Genomic DNA, 17,224 nt, shown 5'->3' on the forward strand with positions numbered 1-17,224 from the left:
TCAGTCAGACTCCTGGTATACAAGCGGTTCAAGACTTTTCTGCACCACTAAGGCTGTTACCTGCCAAACAGGTTACATTCGGTTTAAACTAAACACTGCAAAACAGTTACCTGAATATTGGTGTAGTTTCTGGAAGGTGTTACTAAAAGTAAAAAAAGTCTTGAGGAAAGAGGTCAATAGATACCAACAGGGTTTACTGTAATGAATCAATGATCTGAGCCTACCAAATACTTAGACTGAAACCAAAAAGGGGTTTGAATGGCTGGCATAGTATCAGTTTCGCATAAAGATTTAGCCCAACGCCGTAAGAAATTACGTCGGCAGCGGCAAATGAAAATTATTCAGGCTATTTGGCGCACAATTGCCATTACTGGTTTGACAGGAGGTTTGCTATGGGTAGCAATCCAACCCATATGGGTACTCAACGCTCCCAGCCAAATTGTCATGAAATCAGGCAATCAAGTACTATCACAAGAAGCAATGCAGTCATTACTGGTGATATCCTATCCTCAGTCTTTATGGCGCATTGAACCTTCTGCGATCGCCAAGTCTTTGCAGCAACACCCGACTATTGCCCAAGCGAGTGTCAGTCGTCGCCTGTTTCCCCCTGGATTAAACATTGAAATCCAGGAAAGAGTCCCTGTGGCCATAGCTCAAACCTCTCCAGCACCAAAAACAGATGCGAATAAACAACAAGCATCTCTGGGCTTACTAGATGCTAGCGGAGTTTGGATTCCCTTAGAAAAATATACGTTAGTCAATCCCAATATCAAACTACCGAGTCTTAAAGTTGTTGGTTCACCAGATCAGTATCAGTCCTACTGGAGTCAACTTTATGCATCATTGAGTCAAAGTTCAGTGAACGTGACAGAAATTGATGGACAAGATCCTACGAATCTAATTTTGAAAACAGAACTAGGAATTGTGCATCTTGGTGCCCCAAGTACTCAGTTTACTGAACAGATGAAAGTACTTGCCCAAATGCGATATTTATCTGCAAAAATCGATTCTAGTGAGATAGAGTACATTGATTTGAAGAATCCCCAATCTCCATTAGTACATGTGAACCAAAAAAATCAAAAGATTAAATCCCAAACTCCCTAAAAATATTTGCTAATCTAAACCATTAACAACAAATAGTGGGAGGGAATTGGGTATGCTGAAGTCATAATGTGCCAAATCGGCAACATGGTAATGAAAATATTAATATCTCATTGAAGTTATACAGATCAATTTTAAGTAAATGTAGGTATACTTCTCTAGAATTAGCTGTGTGATTGCCTCCAGCACCACGCTTTGCGTAATCAGCTGCATTCAGGCTCCTCCCATAGCAAACTGTCGCACTGTCAATCCTGTTAAGGTTGTCAGTCGTGATAACAATAAAGATACAGTGCCATCGATTTTGGCAGTGTCAAACTATAGTTGACTCTTAGGTGAATAGTACCTAAAAAAGTCGTTTATCTACCTTTCTGAATCCAATGACACTTGATAATCACCAAGGGCTTAGTTATAAAAACTCCCAATCTGTGGGACAGCAGGGATTTCCACTGGCAGTTAATTCGACCAATCCCTTTAATAATTCGGGGCTGAACTTTGGACAAAACCACGACAGTAAAAAGTTGTCTACAGAAAATAGCCGGATTGGCGAGATTGTTCCGGGTCGAGTGGCCAACATCAAAGTAATTGGTGTCGGTGGTGGCGGAGGCAATGCCGTTAACCGCATGATTGAGTCTGATGTCTCTGGAGTAGAGTTTTGGTCAATTAACACTGATGCTCAAGCTTTGACGCTAGCAGGCGCACCTAGTCGGCTGCAAATTGGACAGAAGTTAACGCGGGGTTTGGGAGCGGGTGGTAATCCTGCCATTGGTCAAAAGGCAGCTGAAGAATCACGGGATGAAATTGCTACGGCTTTAGAAGGTGCTGATTTAGTATTTATCACTGCCGGGATGGGAGGCGGTACGGGAACTGGTGCAGCCCCGATTGTTGCAGAAGTAGCAAAAGAAATGGGCGCTCTGACTGTTGGTGTAGTCACACGTCCATTTGTGTTTGAGGGACGGCGACGTACTACCCAAGCCGAGCAAGGTATTGAAGGGCTAAAAAGTAGAGTAGATACGCTAATTATTATCCCCAACAACAAGTTGCTGGAAGTAATTCCTGAGCAAACACCTGTACAAGAAGCCTTTCGCTATGCAGATGATGTGCTACGTCAAGGGGTACAAGGTATTTCCGACATTATTACAATTCCTGGTTTAGTTAACGTTGACTTTGCTGATGTCAGAGCTGTCATGGCAGATGCGGGATCAGCATTGATGGGGATCGGCGTCAGTTCTGGGAAATCTAGAGCGAGAGAAGCGGCGATCGCGGCTATCTCTTCACCATTATTAGAATGTTCTATTGAAGGTGCTAGAGGAGTTGTCTTTAATATTACAGGTGGTAGCGACCTCACCCTACATGAAGTGAATGCTGCTGCCGAAGCAATATATGAAGTAGTCGATCCCAATGCCAATATTATTTTTGGCGCAGTGATTGACGACAGACTTCAAGGTGAGGTGAGAATTACTGTAATTGCCACTGGGTTTACAGGTGAAATCCAAGCAGCACAACCACAAAATGTGGCTAATGCTAGGGTAGCCCCTGCCTCTAAGAAACCCACTTCACAACCTCCAGCAGCTAACCCTCCCACACCAGTGGCAGAACCAAAAGAAAAATCAGGATTAGATATTCCTGACTTTCTACAACGGCGGCGTACACCCCCAAGGAATTAATTCACTGGGCATTTAAGTTTTTAGATGAAATTTGCAGTCTCAAATTTTACTGGGTGCTGTATAAAATCTACTAGTTTTAAAGTTTCACCAGAGTTAGGGGTAAGTAATTTTGTTGCTTTTCTCGAAGCTGAAAATTGGTGAAAGAATTTGTCAGTGCTATCTACACAAGCAAATCAAGGGCAAGAGTCACTGACTCGGATGTCTAAATTCTTGCTTGGCAACAATAAGTGTAAGTAGAGAGATTTGGTTATTAGTTATTGATCACTTGAGAAGCTGATTTCTCCCCACTCCCTCACTCTCTACTCCCACAAATTAGATTATGGTCATTTATTTAACTTGTCGAGTTTGCTCAACCCATTCAATCACCTGATAGCCTAAGTGAGTGTTATCCAGCCGATCAATTTCCCTAATTCCTGTAGGACTAGTGACATTGACCTCAGTCAGGTAGCCACCAATTACGTCAATACCCACAAAAATCAAGCCATCTTTACGTAAAGTTGCGGATATTTGGGTGCAAATTTCATACTCTCTAGGAGTGATTTCAGTTTGAGCAACTGTACCGCCAGCAGCCATATTATTGCGAAAGTCATCACTACTAGAAAGGCGGTTGAGGGCGCCAATTGGTTTTCCATCAAGCAGAATAATTCGCTTGTCTCCTTCTTTAGCTTTTGGTAAATAGGTTTGCACCATCACTGGTATTCGACCACGAAGTGTACTTAATTCCACAATCGAGTTGAAATTGCGATCGCCTGGTTGTAAGAATAAAATCCCTTCCCCAGCTTTGTTACCCAGTGGTTTGATAATTGCTGCACCCTTGGCTTCAAGAAATTGCCGAATTAACTGCTTGTCTGCACTGACAATGGTTTCTGGAATTGCATCTGTAAACTGGAGGGCATACATTTTTTCATTTGCCCCACGAATACCACTAGGACTGTTAATCACCAGAGTTTTCTGTTGGTCAATGCAGTCGAGAACATAGGTAGCGTAAAGGTAGGCATCATTGATTGGTGGATCTGTCCGCATGAATACAGCGTCCATTGTTTCTAAAGCGGTAAAGCAGCCTGTGCTTAACTTATACCAAGGATTCGCTGCTATCCAACGTCCTGAAACCAACTGCACTGGGACGAGTTCTACCTGCTGTAACATCGCCCAAGCTTTGCTATCTACCACACTCAGCAGATTCGCTTGAGTCACCCAAATTTCATGTCCTAGGGTTTGCGCTGCTTCCATCAAAGCAACGCTGGTATCATGACACGGATCAAGCTGATGGATGGGATCAATAATAAAAGCCAGTTTCACGCTGTTTGCCTCAATCACCGGGAAGTTTGAGATTACTCAATTTAGATTATCCCCTGATGATTAGACCAATTCACAATTGCTTTTGGGGGAAAAAGGTTTAATCTTGATCTTGTCGCTACTTAGATGCTGTTACTAATAGCTCATCTAGCTTGCCCTTACCCTCTAAAGCATGGATATCATCACAGCCACCAATATGGCGATCGTTGATAAAAATTTGTGGTAGCGATCGCTTGCCATTAGCCCTTTGAGCCATTTCAGCTCGTTCTGCTTCATCTCCATCGATGCAATATTCGATGAAATCAACATTTTTCTTGTTTAGTAAATTTTTGGCACGGATGCAAAATGGGCAAGTACTCCAAGTGTAAATTTCGACTTTGGCAGCCATAGGGTTCTCAAGTTAATTTAATACTTCTCAATTTTAGAACTTTCTTACTAGCTCTAGCTGCTTTATGATCAATAAATAAGGCGGAGCTTGTCCATAAGATATAACTTGATGGCACTAGCACCGCTTTCGATTTATTAATTCAAATATGCATTTTCATGCATCACCAAAAAACACATAAAAAAACACATAGAAGACCCTTTACAAGCACTAGCACTAACACTGCCAATTCAGATATCAGTAAGATTGCAGTTGCGGATTATTAATTAGCCAAGGTGCGACGACGAGACATTACTATTCCACTAGCCACTAAACCTAAAGCTACTAAAGAACCTGGTTCGGGGACGGGTTTGGGAGTAGGAGTATGAGGGGGGATATAACTCGCTGTAAATAAGGAGATATGAGACAAATTCGGTTGCTTTCCACCATTATTAAGTAGACCCAGAGTAGCCCAAGTTCCGCTCGTTATGGCTTTGTCAAAGGTTTCAAACAGATACACAGAAAATCCTGTACTTGCTTTCAGACTTATTGCAAATGGTCCATTTATAGGTTGAGTTACACTCCAAGTTCCTGTCTTAGCGTCTGAATAACCATCAAAAGCGGTTGCTGATTTACCTGTAGTTTCATCTTTACCAACAAAAGACCAATCGTAGTTAACTGCAAACAGTTGGTTCAATTTACTCAGTAATGGATCACCATTTCCTAAAACGTCATTCTGAAAAGCCCAACCTGAGGAACCAATTTCCAGTTCACCTATACAAGAAGTTGCAGCAACACCAGAATTGTATGTGACATCTGTTAATGAACATGAGCCAGTCGTAGTCGTAGTCGTAGTCTTAATCTTTGCAGCATGAGCGGGTGCAACTGCTAGAGTAGCGACAGTACCTGTGGCGATCGCCGCAGAGGCTAATAAAGCAGAAAATTTGTTGATCATTGTTGTTTGCTGTCCTGAGTCTTTCGGTAACTTGTTATACAACTTATTTAGAATATGCTTTAAAAAAAGATACTAAGCAATACATTCGCAGCTGAATTTATCTAATCTTTATTACTTGTTAGTGATAGATAAAGATTGTGCATATAGAGAGAAAGCTTTGTTTTTTGTTTAGATGATTTTTGCTTGCTAACATCACAAGCAAGTGGAGACTTTTTGTCAAGTTTCATCTGACAGATAGGCTTCATTGTCTAGTTATTTACGCAAATACACTGAAGGCAAAAAATTATTTTTTTGTGATCGATGATGGGCGATTAAATTTGCTATTTTTGACCTCTATCATTGATTTAACTTGATTGTAAATTAAATTAACTTTGCACTAGCGGCTTCTTTTTCAATCCTTTGAGTACACCCATAGCACAGAATCAGAGGGTAATTATTGTAGCAGCTTCAGGAATAGTGATGTAAGTAGCCTTGAATATTGAGACATGAGACAAGTCCTTACCTTGTTTGCCATTTCCAGCTAGAGAAAAGCCAATTGTATTGAAGATTTTTTACATCTAATAGAATTGAAAATATCGAATAAATGACAGAGTAATTACGTAATTATTTTCACTGAAACATAGATAAAGATTATTTATTGATAGCATTTTTGACTGTAATGGCATATCGCTTGACAATGAATAAAGACTGGAGAAAAATCCCGTATTCAGGTGGGCGATCGCCTGCACTGAAACCTAGCCAAAGGTCATGGTATTCTCAGCAATGAGCGCTGCATCTTCATGATCTAAACAGGGAGATACCAAAGATGTCCGTTAGTAATCCACCGCCTCAACTGAAACGAGAATTAGGGGTGTTTGGCGCCACCTTAATGGGATTAGGCTCAATTATCGGTACGGGGGTATTTGTCAGTATTGGTATCGCCACAGGAATTGCTGGCCCGGCGGTAATTTTAGCCGTGGCAATTGCGGCAATGGTTGCTACCTGTAATGGATTGAATAGCGCCCAGTTAGCGGCTAATCATCCAGTTAGCGGTGGCACTTATGAATATGGCTATAAATATCTCACGCCGGCATTTGGCTTTACTGCGGGTTTGATGTTCTTGGTAGCCAAGACTGCTTCTGCTGCCACTGCTGCTTTGGGTTTTGCTGGGTATTTACTCAACATTGTGGGGTTAAATGCCCATTGGGTTGTTCCCATAGCAATCTTAATTGTAGTAATTATGACGTTGATTGTTTTAAGTGGCATTCGACGTTCTAATGTTGCCAACACCTTGATTGTCTCGATAACGCTGCTATCTCTAGGATTTTTTATTATTATTTGTCTGCCGCGTGTTGCCGAGGTGGGCGTTGACAATTTGACACCATTCTTTGCTAGTTCCCCTGGGGCTATTCTTCATGCAAGTGCCTTAATGTTTGTCGCCTACACAGGTTATGGACGTATTGCCACAATGGGAGAAGAAGCACGTTCCCCCAGAAAGACGATTCCCAAAGCAATGATTGTCTGTTTGTTACTCACGATGACGCTTTACATAACAGTGGCAACAGTGGGTATTGGGGCTGTGGGAGTAGATGTATTAGGCATAGCCGCAGGACAAACACAGGCAGCTCCCTTGGAATTGGCAGCCCGTAGCGTTGCAGGCACGGGTGCTGGCTTTGTTTTAGCTGTTGGGGCGATGACAGCAATGTTGGGTGTGTTATTAAACTTGATTTTGGGCTTATCTCGTGTATTACTAGCAATGGGACGACGTGCTGATGCCCCCAGATTTTTAGCCCGTCTGAATCGACAAGAAACTGCACCACACTGGGCTGTGATAGTCGTTGGGGGTGCGATCGCTCTTTTGGTATTGTTAGGTAATGTGAGAATTACGTGGTCATTTAGCGCCTTTAGTGTCTTAATTTACTACGCCGTCACTAATTTAGCTGCCTTAAAACTTTCTCAATCTGAGCGACTTTATCCTGTATGGATAGGTTGGGTGGGTCTTTTGTCTTGTTTATTTCTCGCTTTCTGGGTAGATTCTGCGATTTGGCAAGTGGGTTTAGGGCTGATTGTGGCTGGGTTAATTTGGCATAAGGTTCGGCAGGCGGTATCTTGACTACTTGCGCGATGAAAATATTAAGTGGTAGTGGAAAACTTCAAACCCTTGTCATTGCGTAAAGCCCTAGCGGGCATAGCTGCGCTTACCGCGTAGCGTCTCGTAGAGAGGAACGAAGCAATCGCAATATATATTTAATTTTGCGTAATCACTTACCCACTCGTCAGGGATTTGAGATATCTAGTTTTTCTTGCAAAATCCAGCGGCGAAAAAGTTCTACGATAACCCGCCAGTCTCCTTGAATCTCTTCAACTACATCGTGACGCTTTAAAGTAGTCAGTGCTGCCTGAATAATTTCACTACCCAGACTTGTAGACTGAGTTAAGGCATCCAAACTTAGACCTTCTGGATGGGGTGCAAGTAAGTGTAATATGACTTGCTGACCATCAGCACCTTGCGCCGCCTGTCCCCAAACCCCAGTAAAGTAACCGCTTCCCCGTTTAAAAAATACTGGGTCTTGAATGACCGCTTGCACATCTTCCACAGTGAAAACTGGATTACGGGAACGTCCTTGCTCGAAAACAAAATCATTGTACTGGCGTACTAGCTGGAAACCTACCAGTTGTAATAAATATGGTTGGCCGGATGTTAGTTGATAAATTTCGTTTAAAGCTTCTGGGGTATAGTCGAGGGGGAAATCTTCAATGACTGGGTTGGCTAAAATTTGGCGTGTAGTCCCAGGATTCATAAAACCAACTTTGATAGGGGAGCAACGCGATTTTGTGAGGTCAGTGCGATTCGTTGGCTAGAAATCAAGCCCCGCATGGGTTGTGAAGGATTAGCCGCAGGGCTATAAACCCTGACAACTGAATGACAATGTAGGTGAGAAACCTACCATCCAGGTGCAGGATTGAAAGCACTTTCCCTACGGTAGCGACTAGCCATCAATCCGTAAAGCGGGAATGAAAGGTGGCTCTACTAATAGCTGAGTATTTTAGCTTTGTCTGTGGCTGTGCGAATTTTACAACTGATTCAGGGACGGGATAATTCTGATTTAAGCGCAACTGTTGCTTTCAATGATGAACAACTCCAATGTTTATCCACTCTTGCACCCACTGTCGAAGGCAACACTTTACTTCAACAAAATCCCTATCCTCCTCATTCTTTACCTTGGGCTACTTGGATTATTGCTCGATTTGGTGGTTGGTCTGGTTACAAGTCTCACAAACCTCCCGGTATTACTACTTTGGTTCGCGGTCTTGAGCAATTTGAATCCACTTTTTTTGGCTGGAAACTCGCTCTGAGTCTACTTGTGTGTACACCGTAGCTTTGCGTCGGAGAGGGATATATTTTGTGTAGCAAAACTAGGTGAGATTAATTCAACAACACAGTGCCATCATTTTGAATCTGTATTGTATTTATATCCTGAGCTACGTCAGTTGTTTCATTCAAGCGGACTTCCATCATGCCGCGTTCTGCTGAAGGTTGGGGTGTTATTTCCAGCAGTCCACCATCTTTACGATAGAACGTCATTGTGACTGGCGCTTGTAAACCTTGTAGTGTGGCATCTGATCTGCCTTCGAGCGATCGCGGGGATGTATCACCAATCACTTGGTAAGTTACTTCAGCTCCACTGTCATTCACTAATTTGACATTCACTCTACCATCAACCAAGGCGATGGTCATGCTGGGCGCTTGTTGTTGTTCTGGTAAGGGTGGTTGAGTTACTGTAGTTTGTGGACTTGCTGGTAAAGTCTCGCTGGAAGGAATGCCTTGCTGTTGGGGTACGGGTGGTTGAGTTACTGTAGTTTGTGGACTTCCAGGTAAAGCCTCACTTGAGGGAATGCCTTGCTGTTGTTGTTGCTGTTGAGTAAAAGCATTAGGTGGACATCCTTGAGGTACAGCTACCCGATTATTATGTGGTTCTTCGTAGAACACCCTAGGGCAAGGATTGACTCCGGGAGTTCTAGCAACTGGTGCTTCACCGCCAACACCCAGTGGAATCTGATTGGATCGAGGAGTAGCAGGGACAGGAGATGTAGGAATAGGAAGAGTACCTTGAGCCTCTAGACTGCGAGTGAAGGCATTGGGAGGACATCCCTGTGGTACTAATACTCGATTATTGTGTGGTTCTTCATAGTAAATACTAGGGCAAGGATTTATCTGGGAACTAGGTTGGCCAGTAGGTTGGGACATAGGTTGTTGTGCTACCGCCCTTTGAGAAATTGCGGGACCACTAATTAGTAGTCCACCGCATATAGCACCAAATAATCCAGCATTTTTGAGAATTTTTTGAGTGTTACTATTCATTTTGACCTCCAGAAAAATATTGATTTTCTTGTTTTGAAAAGTTCTTAAAATGTTTACCAACAATTAATTGAAATAAATTTGAATCATGGCATAATAATATTTAATTTGCCTTTTGCTGGTAGTTTAATTAAATTGTCATGATATATTTTAAGATTAACAATTAATGCCAATTGTTTTGTATAACTATGGGATTGAAATAAATAAATAAATGCACTAAAAATTTCATTCCTAGGAATGAGGTAATTAAATTATTATTAATTTTATTTATTTACTATTGCTTATTTAGAGTGCAGACCAACTCTAAATTAGAGACTTATAATACTTATTGACTATAAAGAATGTAAAAGCTTGTTATTGCAAATAGCGATATGCTCAGATCCCCGACTTCTTCAAAAAGTCAGGGATATTTTTGTTATCTGTTCTGGTTAGAACCAGATTTTATGCTTATGCCTCTTCCCAGAGTTGACGCACCTTATCTGGTAACCAACTAGCAATTTCCTGGATGCGTTCTGAAGATAATTCATCCTTGGTGGCAGAAAATACCGCTTTCACAACTTGTTCAGGGTTGACATTTCCTGGCATTCCGCCTTCATTTTCTACTCTAAACAAAAAGCGATCGCTATCAATTTTAAAGATACCAGGGCCCTGCCAAGGTGGACGAACCCGGCTTAAAAATGCGACAATAGGATTTGTATCATGCCATAATTCGGCAATTTCCATTTGTAGAGATTTATCTTTAGTCGCTTCCGCAGGTTCGTGTAGTTCCGCTTCTACTCTGTCAGCAGCTTCGGTAGTCATCAAGTCACGCATCACCCGAAAAACGACCTCTGTGATATCCCTTGCATCGAAAATATCGCTAAGACCACTTTTTGCCATCACCTTTTCTAAGAAAGGCATATCTTTATCAGCAATGGGAACTGATGCACCCGCTTTTAAGTTCTCTGGAGGATTTGCTTCTAGTTTATCTAACATTTTTTGTCCTTTTTTTGTGATTTCTGCTTTTTTAAAGGTAATCAAATGCGGTAATGGCCCGTTTTCTGCACCATAAGTATTGGCAATTCTCATGTCAAATTCTTGTGGATTAATAAAGTCAGGGACATCGTTTTGAGTACCGTAAGCATTACCTGTAAACTCAGCATTAATATAATTTCGTTGATTCAAATAATCTAAATGACCTAAAAATTCAGATGGTGTTAATCTCCGCCCAGCTAAATCTGCTTCATTAAACCGGACTTCGTGCATTCCTCGTCCGGTATCATTAATTTTTTTGAGTAAAAGATAGGCTATATCTTTTCTAATACTGATTGGCATTTAAACCTCCAATTTTTGGCCCCACCAGGCTAAATCTGGCGTTTAATATAACTACCCAATGATGTATTAAGAAGTAGAAATATTTGGTTGGCGCTCATAATTAGCAGATAGACAAACTAAATCTACCTACAGATATTTCAGAAATTGCGTCCGCATTATTGAAATTAATTTAGATATTCCTAGATTTTGAATCTGAGAACAATTTTATTCCAGCTTTATTTAAGCGCGATACTATTTAAATTAGTATGTCCAGTTGTTAACTTTCATCTGTCAGAGGAAACAAATGGTAAATAAAAAATTAAGACTCAAGACTTATTGGTAAGGTGACAATAAAAGTAGTACCTCTGCCAAGATGACTTTCTACTTGAATTTGACCTTGGTGATGTTCGACAATAGCGTGAGCGATCGCTAGTCCTAATCCTGAACCTGTAGAACTTGCTGTAGCTGCATTTCGAGTCTTATGGGTACGCGCCGGATCTACACGATAAAAGCGATCAAATAAGCGTGGTAGGGCTTCGGTGGGAATACCCACACCAGTATCACTCACTTTAATTTGCAACTGGGCTGTGCTGTAACGTATTTTAGACATGCGATTGGTTCCTTCTAAACGCACCAATTCCACATGTACCTGTCCACCGCTTGGGGTGTATTGCAAAGCATTACCAATCAAATTTGTAAATAGCCGCACTAGTTGATCCCATTTACCCATGAGCGTGAACCAATTTTCTAGTAACTCAGGGCTAGCTTCCAAGGTGGGAGAATCAATTAAATCAAAAGTAAGATTAATTTGTTTTTCCACGGCTAACAGTTGTTGTTCTTCCACCACTTCCATCAGCAAAGCGTCCACGGGACAAGGTGAAAAAACATCTTTGCTAATACCACTATCTTGTCTAGCTAAAAATAATAAATCATTAACTAACTTACCCAAGCGCTGTGTTAGCCTTTCTACCACCTTTAACTGTTGCCGATAGTTAACAGAAGTGGTAACGTCTGTCTGTGCTAACTCCAAATCAGCCAAAGCAACTTGCACATTAGTTTGAATCAATGTAATGGGGCTTCTGAGTTCGTGAGAAGCATCAGCCGTAAATTGTTTGAGACGTTGGTAAGATTCACCCACAGGTTCCATCGCTTTACCCGAAAGAAACCAGCCACTGGCGGCGACAGAAAGCACCATGAACCAAGTCCCCAACGCCAAATCAATAATCAACTGGCGGCTAGGTTTAGTCACTTCAAACCAGGGATGACTGACACGCAGATATCCTAATACTTGCCGTCCCACCTCCACCCGTTGCGTCACCTGTCGTAGTAAAAGTGGAGAATCCTGAATCTCTCCATCTCCCCACCTCTCTTGCTTAACTACGCGCACAGTTTCACCAAGGCGGTTACCGTGAATAGGAATATTTAAGGGTTCCGATAGGGTTGACCAAAGTAACTCGCCAGTGGGACTAAACCATTCCAGGTCAATGTGATCATCTTCTACAGTGTCGGCATTATCACGAAAGCTGGATTCTACATTAATGCGAAATTGTTCAGCATCAGCATCAACTGGCTCAATTACCAAAGAGCGCTCGACTATTTCCACTACATGATTGAGGGTATCATCAACACGTTCAATTAATGTGCTGCGGACATATAAATACACCCCACTGGCAAAGAGTAGAAGTAAGACAGCAGTAACGGCGGTGTACCAGATAGCAAGACGGCGGCGAGTAGCTTGAAACATTTGGCAATGCAGAGAAAATTAGATTTTTAATTAAAGAAAGATTTAACACTATCGATACAATATTCTAGAGCGAATTTTAGGGCGATCGCTTCATTATTTCTCTACATTTTTCTTCTTGATACAGAAAGTATATGTACAGTGTATAAAACGATCGCTCTTGCAACAACCAGATTATTTTTATAAATAAATATTGTTTAAATTTCACACAATCAAGTTAAGTGATATTGCTTAAGTAATTAATTACAGCCTGGAATTAGTTCAGAGTTATTACCGAGGTAGAATAAAAATTAAATCTGTTACATTCTGTCTGCACAAAGATAACACAATTTTTCTGTAGAAGTACTGATTAAGTGTTCCAGAATGTAGGAAGATAGCATGAATTTCTCCAACTATCATGTAACTATTTTATTTGTATTGTTTATTACAACTCTGACAACACCTTTTTCAAAAATGACAGTGGCTCAGACATCGATAAATGCATCAGATTTGAGCGATCGCACTAATAAATTACAGTCAGAATCGATACCCACTTTGAGTAATGATTTGCCAATATATTTGCCAAATATTGAAGTCAACGATACACTAGAAGACTTAGAAAAAAAAAATAACTCTCAATATTCTCTTCCTGCTAGACTTAAAGCAATCAAAGTCATCAATAACGACAATAAATTAAACTCAGATTTATTGTTTTCAAAATATATTATTCAAAATCATAATTTAACAGAAGCATTAGCCAATTATTTAGAAATAGAGGATGCTTTTACAATAGCTACTCAAAATATCAATCAAGGAAATGAAATAACCAATAATTACAATCAATTTCTTGAGTTACAAGATATAGAGTATGTAATTCCTTCAATAACAGGAGTAAAATTTACACAAAAATTAATTTTAGCTAATATTATTCCTATTGAGGATGAAAAAATTCAACCTCCCAGACCACCAGCACTAGAAGAAGATGATGATGACCCAGATATCACTATACCCCCCGTTCAAATTGAACAAGAAACCGAAATAGAAAAAACGCCAGAGAATATACCAGAAATAAAACGTCAACAAAGAAATATTATTCTTGACTCTCTTACAGTCAGCGCCATTAAATATGCTTGGATTACCAACCCTACAGATAATTTTACTTTTGCTCCGCAACTATTCAAGCCCAATGAAAATGAAAACTATATAGACGTAGATATTAGATTTGCTAGAAATAATCCAATTATTAATAAATTTACTTATGGTAATTTTCCTGAAGAAGATCAGTTTTATTGGGTGCTTGATAACAATCGAGTAGTTATTAAAACTATAGGTTCCCAAGGAGGCATTGTCTATCAAGGAAGAGGAAATGACATTCAAAGTCTGCAACGAGTAACTTCTAGTCAAGCATTTTGGGGCTTACAAGCTGTATTCAATATTCCTGTAGATTTTCAAAGATTAGATGGGGAATTAGCCACAACAGACAATGGTACTTCTATAATTTCTATCGCTGGTCAAATTATTAATCCAGAAGGAATACCAGCAGGGCCAGTCATTATTAATAGTGGAATTGATGATAGTAATCCGAATGTTACTGTACTCAAAAATGTTCCGGGAAATATTGGTAGTGCTTCCACTAATAGCCCTGATGGTGGTGGAGATTTATTTAGCAACTTAGATGCTACTAATTCTCCTCAAATCCTCCAAGGCTATCCAACTACCAATCTCCAACCTTTGTTAGGTGAGGGTGAAGTAGCATTAAGAGAAGGACAAATTATTCCTAATAATATACTAGAATCAGCAGGAATTTTTTGGGGAGATATATTAACAGGAGAAGGTTTTAATTTTACTGCTCCTATAAGTTCCAACCCTGCGATTAAAATTGCTCAAGAAGGCAAATTTGATAACATTGATTTATTAAATTTATTAGTCAATCCTTTTTTGAGCCAACAACAAAGAGATGTGCATTATTTAAATTCTTTATTATGGTTATCTCTGGGTAGAAGAGATCCACAATTTAGAGTATTGTCTGAACAAGAAAGGTCTTACGACTGGTATAGATTTTTTCTCAGCTATCCTCACAATCGCACCATCATTCAATATGATCCAACTGAAATTAGTGCTACTTACACTAATATATTTGCTAATTATGGATTTTCTTTAACAACTAGTTTTAAACGGGGAGATATCGATACTGTACAGAGTATCAACTCTACATTAGGTTTATTATTAGGAACAATTTTTGAGAATATTAAAATTGACGAAATAGATGAGCCTCTAGAAGCAGCGCTAGAAAAATTTGAAAATGGAGAAAATTTTGATACTTTACAAACAACTGCAACGGCTACTCAAAGATCACAAATTAATCAAAGGCTCAATCGTACTTTAAGTTACGCTAATTCAGCTAGTGGATTAGAGCAGGTATCAGGAACTTATACATTTCCTGGCAAAATTACTCCCGAAAATTCTACAATATTTCAAATTAGAACTGGTAATCATAAACGAGCAGTTCAATTTGTTGGTAGAGATGTTGAGATTGTCCAAGAAGGAGATACATTCTTTTCCGATCTGCAACTATCTAATCAAAGATTTGGCCCTTTGACTTACATTGGTGTGCCAGTTCCTTTAAATCAAACTGGTATTCAACCTATTAACGAATCTTCAGCGGTAGAAGTAATCTTAACTAATCCTAGTGGGGAACAAATTGTCCAGCGATTTAGTTCTACAGATAATACATCAGTACCTATTAATGCTCGTGGTGCTGATTTAGCATTTGATTTCATGGAATTGACTAGAATTGATGATGTCAAATTTAACTGGAATTTATTTAATGGTTATCTCTCATTACCTACAGTTGAATTTTTAGCCGCAGGTACTTCTGGCAATTTTAATTACAGTGCTAGTTTAGGATCTTGGTTTAATATTAATGCTAATTCAGCGCCAGGCGTTGGTAACAATAATTTAGGATTGCCAGAACCAACTCTAGGTCTATATACTAATGCTTTAGTCAACTACATCAAAACCAATGTAGAATTGGATGCTGAGAACCAGCCTATAGCGCTAAATACCCATGCGCCATTTTTTAGAATTGATTGGAATAGTGCATCTAATAGAAATAATCCTTTCTCGACGTTTCTCAGCTATTACTTTGAGCGGAAAGAAAGAAATTTAGGTTATTCTATTTCTCCTGGTATTGCCTTCATTCAAGACAATAGTAACGGACAATTACTGGGATTGTTAAACGGAGAATTTAGTACTAATCAAGGCTTGAATTTAAAGGCACGTTTTGAAATCGGCAAAGAAATTTTTTATACTTTTGAAGGATTACAGAGAATTGATCCTCGGTTTTCAGCTGGCATTTACTTAAGAAATTATAGTGTTAATAATATAGGTTTGAGTAGCCGAGCTTCTGGGTTTAATTATGGATTAATTGGTAGACACAATTTTCAATTTAATAATGTATTTCTAGAAGCTCAAGTTGGTACTGGTGCAAATGGTTTTGACTTGCGAATTCAAGGTGGTTATAAGTTTTAGGTTCTTCCGCACCTAGTATGCTAGGTTGAAGCTTGAAAGCTGGTGACACAAGTATGTTTAAAAATCAAAGCTTTGTAGCAAATGCACCCTTCTGCACATCTAAATATTTCAGAAATTTGCCAATAAAAATATCCGAAATTTGCTGTAGAGCAGGTATTTGCCTGCTCATCACCAATAGCAGGATTTATCTCCTTACACAATCGAATAATTTATATTTTGGCGTTCCCTAATCTAATGCTCCCAAGCTATTGATATCAATAGAGCGAATTAAACTGACGGTATCACTGAGAGTAGGTGCATTTCTGATAGCTTCTGCTGTTGCTTCCAGAACAGGATTAACATTACTGAGTGACATACCTTTAGGTGTATTGACTGTCAAAGATAAAGAATTAATCTGTTCTGAATTGCTACCTGCGTTTGTAATTGTAGGCGAAACTTTTAAAGAAAAACCGCCTTCAGTATCAAAGAACATTCCATTAGGTAAAATGATTTCACCATTAACACTGGTAAAACTACCTGAAGGTCTCGTTACCGTGGCAGAACCACGAGCTGTCGCTTGCTGTGCATTTGCTGGTGTTACCAAGAAATTATTTAGACTTGCTAACCCTAGTAGGCAAAAGCTTAATGGAAACTTTACAGAAAGCTGACAAAACAGGTTTTTCATGGAGCATTAATTTCATATTTTTGTATCTGTATTTTAAAAGAGATACTTTAGTGGAAAAATAAATTTTGAGTAATATCATTTTAAAATTTTGCCTAAGTATTATTATTGACAAAGCTAAATTGGCTGATACACTAACCCATTTTCCTCATTTTGAATTTTGAATTTATTCATTAATCAAGCGTAAAACTGTTCCCTATCACCATGAAAAAACTTTTTCAGCAAGCCCTAAATATAGATTGAACGTAGGGTGTTGATTTTGTGGGAGAGATGCTCAAAATTTTTCATGCAGTTTCTGTG

Annotated in this window: 12 protein-coding genes and 1 pseudogene; 5 read left to right on the forward strand and 8 right to left on the reverse strand. The window is 39.7% G+C overall.

All coding sequences use genetic code 11. From position 1 onward, the window contains the following. The first annotated feature begins 258 nt into the window (after positions 1-258). Positions 259-1,104, forward strand: coding sequence for a cell division protein FtsQ/DivIB (locus tag ACM0OS_RS23920; protein WP_414545674.1), 846 nt, complete (start codon positions 259-261; stop codon positions 1,102-1,104). A 374-nt stretch (positions 1,105-1,478) separates the two neighbouring features. Beyond that, a complete protein-coding gene (gene ftsZ / locus ACM0OS_RS23925; protein ID WP_414545675.1) occupies positions 1,479-2,765 on the forward strand; it encodes a cell division protein FtsZ in 1,287 nt (428 codons plus the stop codon). A gap of 327 nt (positions 2,766-3,092) precedes the next feature. Here the strand turns inward: ftsZ and gshB are convergent, their stop codons facing one another. From gshB to ACM0OS_RS23940, 3 genes are all read right to left on the reverse strand, one after another. Next, the gene (gene gshB, locus ACM0OS_RS23930; protein WP_414545676.1) at positions 3,093-4,064 is read right to left on the reverse strand and encodes a glutathione synthase; all 972 of its coding nucleotides are present in this window, start codon (positions 4,062-4,064) and stop codon (positions 3,093-3,095) included. A 115-nt stretch (positions 4,065-4,179) separates the two neighbouring features. Continuing rightward, positions 4,180-4,449 carry a glutaredoxin 3 gene (gene grxC / locus ACM0OS_RS23935; protein ID WP_414545677.1) on the reverse strand — a complete coding sequence of 90 codons (270 nt, stop codon included), beginning with the start codon at positions 4,447-4,449 and terminating at the stop codon, positions 4,180-4,182. A 259-nt stretch (positions 4,450-4,708) separates the two neighbouring features. After that, on the reverse strand, positions 4,709-5,380 hold the full coding sequence (locus ACM0OS_RS23940; protein WP_414545678.1) for a PEP-CTERM sorting domain-containing protein: 672 nt from the start codon (positions 5,378-5,380) through the stop codon (positions 4,709-4,711). Between the two features lie 805 nt (positions 5,381-6,185). Here ACM0OS_RS23940 and ACM0OS_RS23945 point away from each other — a divergent pair. Continuing rightward, on the forward strand, positions 6,186-7,472 hold the full coding sequence (locus ACM0OS_RS23945) for an APC family permease (protein ID WP_414545679.1): 1,287 nt from the start codon (positions 6,186-6,188) through the stop codon (positions 7,470-7,472). Between the two features lie 163 nt (positions 7,473-7,635). Here ACM0OS_RS23945 and ACM0OS_RS23950 read toward each other — a convergent pair whose 3' ends face one another. Further along, positions 7,636-8,160, reverse strand: a complete 525-nt coding sequence (locus ACM0OS_RS23950; protein WP_414545680.1) for a hypothetical protein — start codon at positions 8,158-8,160, stop codon at positions 7,636-7,638. A gap of 237 nt (positions 8,161-8,397) precedes the next feature. On the opposite strand from ACM0OS_RS23950, the pseudogene ACM0OS_RS23955 reads away from it, so the two are divergent. After that, positions 8,398-8,739 (forward strand): annotated as a pseudogene (locus ACM0OS_RS23955) (IS4 family transposase); the annotation flags it as partial. 47 nt (positions 8,740-8,786) lie between these two features. Here ACM0OS_RS23955 and ACM0OS_RS23960 read toward each other — a convergent pair. The 3 genes from ACM0OS_RS23960 to ACM0OS_RS23970 form a co-directional block, all read right to left on the reverse strand. Beyond that, complete coding sequence (locus tag ACM0OS_RS23960; protein WP_414545681.1) at positions 8,787-9,722, reverse strand: hypothetical protein; 936 nt, start codon at positions 9,720-9,722, stop codon at positions 8,787-8,789. Between the two features lie 444 nt (positions 9,723-10,166). Continuing rightward, positions 10,167-10,694: a DUF2267 domain-containing protein gene (locus tag ACM0OS_RS23965; RefSeq protein WP_414545685.1), complete on the reverse strand. Its 528-nt coding sequence runs from the start codon at positions 10,692-10,694 to the stop codon at positions 10,167-10,169. 637 nt (positions 10,695-11,331) lie between these two features. After that, positions 11,332-12,756 carry a sensor histidine kinase gene (locus tag ACM0OS_RS23970; RefSeq protein ID WP_414545682.1) on the reverse strand — a complete coding sequence of 475 codons (1,425 nt, stop codon included), beginning with the start codon at positions 12,754-12,756 and terminating at the stop codon, positions 11,332-11,334. Positions 12,757-13,131: 375 nt separating this feature from the next. Between ACM0OS_RS23970 and ACM0OS_RS23975 the strand changes: the two genes are divergently transcribed. Continuing rightward, positions 13,132-16,263, forward strand: a complete 3,132-nt coding sequence (locus ACM0OS_RS23975) for a hypothetical protein (RefSeq protein WP_414545683.1) — start codon at positions 13,132-13,134, stop codon at positions 16,261-16,263. A 226-nt stretch (positions 16,264-16,489) separates the two neighbouring features. On the opposite strand, the gene ACM0OS_RS23980 is transcribed toward ACM0OS_RS23975, so the two are convergent. Next, positions 16,490-16,927, reverse strand: a complete 438-nt coding sequence (locus ACM0OS_RS23980; RefSeq protein WP_414545684.1) for a hypothetical protein — start codon at positions 16,925-16,927, stop codon at positions 16,490-16,492. Positions 16,928-17,224 lie beyond the last annotated feature (297 nt).

This window comes from Nostoc sp. CCY0012 (assembly GCF_963920855.1).
Lineage (GTDB): Bacteria > Cyanobacteriota > Cyanobacteriia > Cyanobacteriales > Nostocaceae > Cyanocohniella.

Excerpts from the sequence above, each read along its gene's own strand:
- ACM0OS_RS23920 (WP_414545674.1), top strand. The coding sequence starts at position 259 with ATGGCTGGCATAGTATCAGTTTCGCATAAAGATTTAGCCCAACGCCGT.
- ftsZ (WP_414545675.1), top strand. The coding sequence starts at position 1,479 with ATGACACTTGATAATCACCAAGGGCTTAGTTATAAAAACTCCCAATCT.
- grxC (WP_414545677.1), bottom strand. The coding sequence starts at position 4,449 with ATGGCTGCCAAAGTCGAAATTTACACTTGGAGTACTTGCCCATTTTGC.
- ACM0OS_RS23940 (WP_414545678.1), bottom strand. The coding sequence starts at position 5,380 with ATGATCAACAAATTTTCTGCTTTATTAGCCTCTGCGGCGATCGCCACA.
- ACM0OS_RS23945 (WP_414545679.1), top strand. The coding sequence starts at position 6,186 with ATGTCCGTTAGTAATCCACCGCCTCAACTGAAACGAGAATTAGGGGTG.
- ACM0OS_RS23950 (WP_414545680.1), bottom strand. The coding sequence starts at position 8,160 with ATGAATCCTGGGACTACACGCCAAATTTTAGCCAACCCAGTCATTGAA.
- ACM0OS_RS23960 (WP_414545681.1), bottom strand. The coding sequence starts at position 9,722 with ATGAATAGTAACACTCAAAAAATTCTCAAAAATGCTGGATTATTTGGT.
- ACM0OS_RS23965 (WP_414545685.1), bottom strand. The coding sequence starts at position 10,694 with ATGTTAGATAAACTAGAAGCAAATCCTCCAGAGAACTTAAAAGCGGGT.
- ACM0OS_RS23970 (WP_414545682.1), bottom strand. The coding sequence starts at position 12,756 with ATGTTTCAAGCTACTCGCCGCCGTCTTGCTATCTGGTACACCGCCGTT.
- ACM0OS_RS23975 (WP_414545683.1), top strand. The coding sequence starts at position 13,132 with ATGAATTTCTCCAACTATCATGTAACTATTTTATTTGTATTGTTTATT.
- ACM0OS_RS23980 (WP_414545684.1), bottom strand. The coding sequence starts at position 16,927 with ATGAAAAACCTGTTTTGTCAGCTTTCTGTAAAGTTTCCATTAAGCTTT.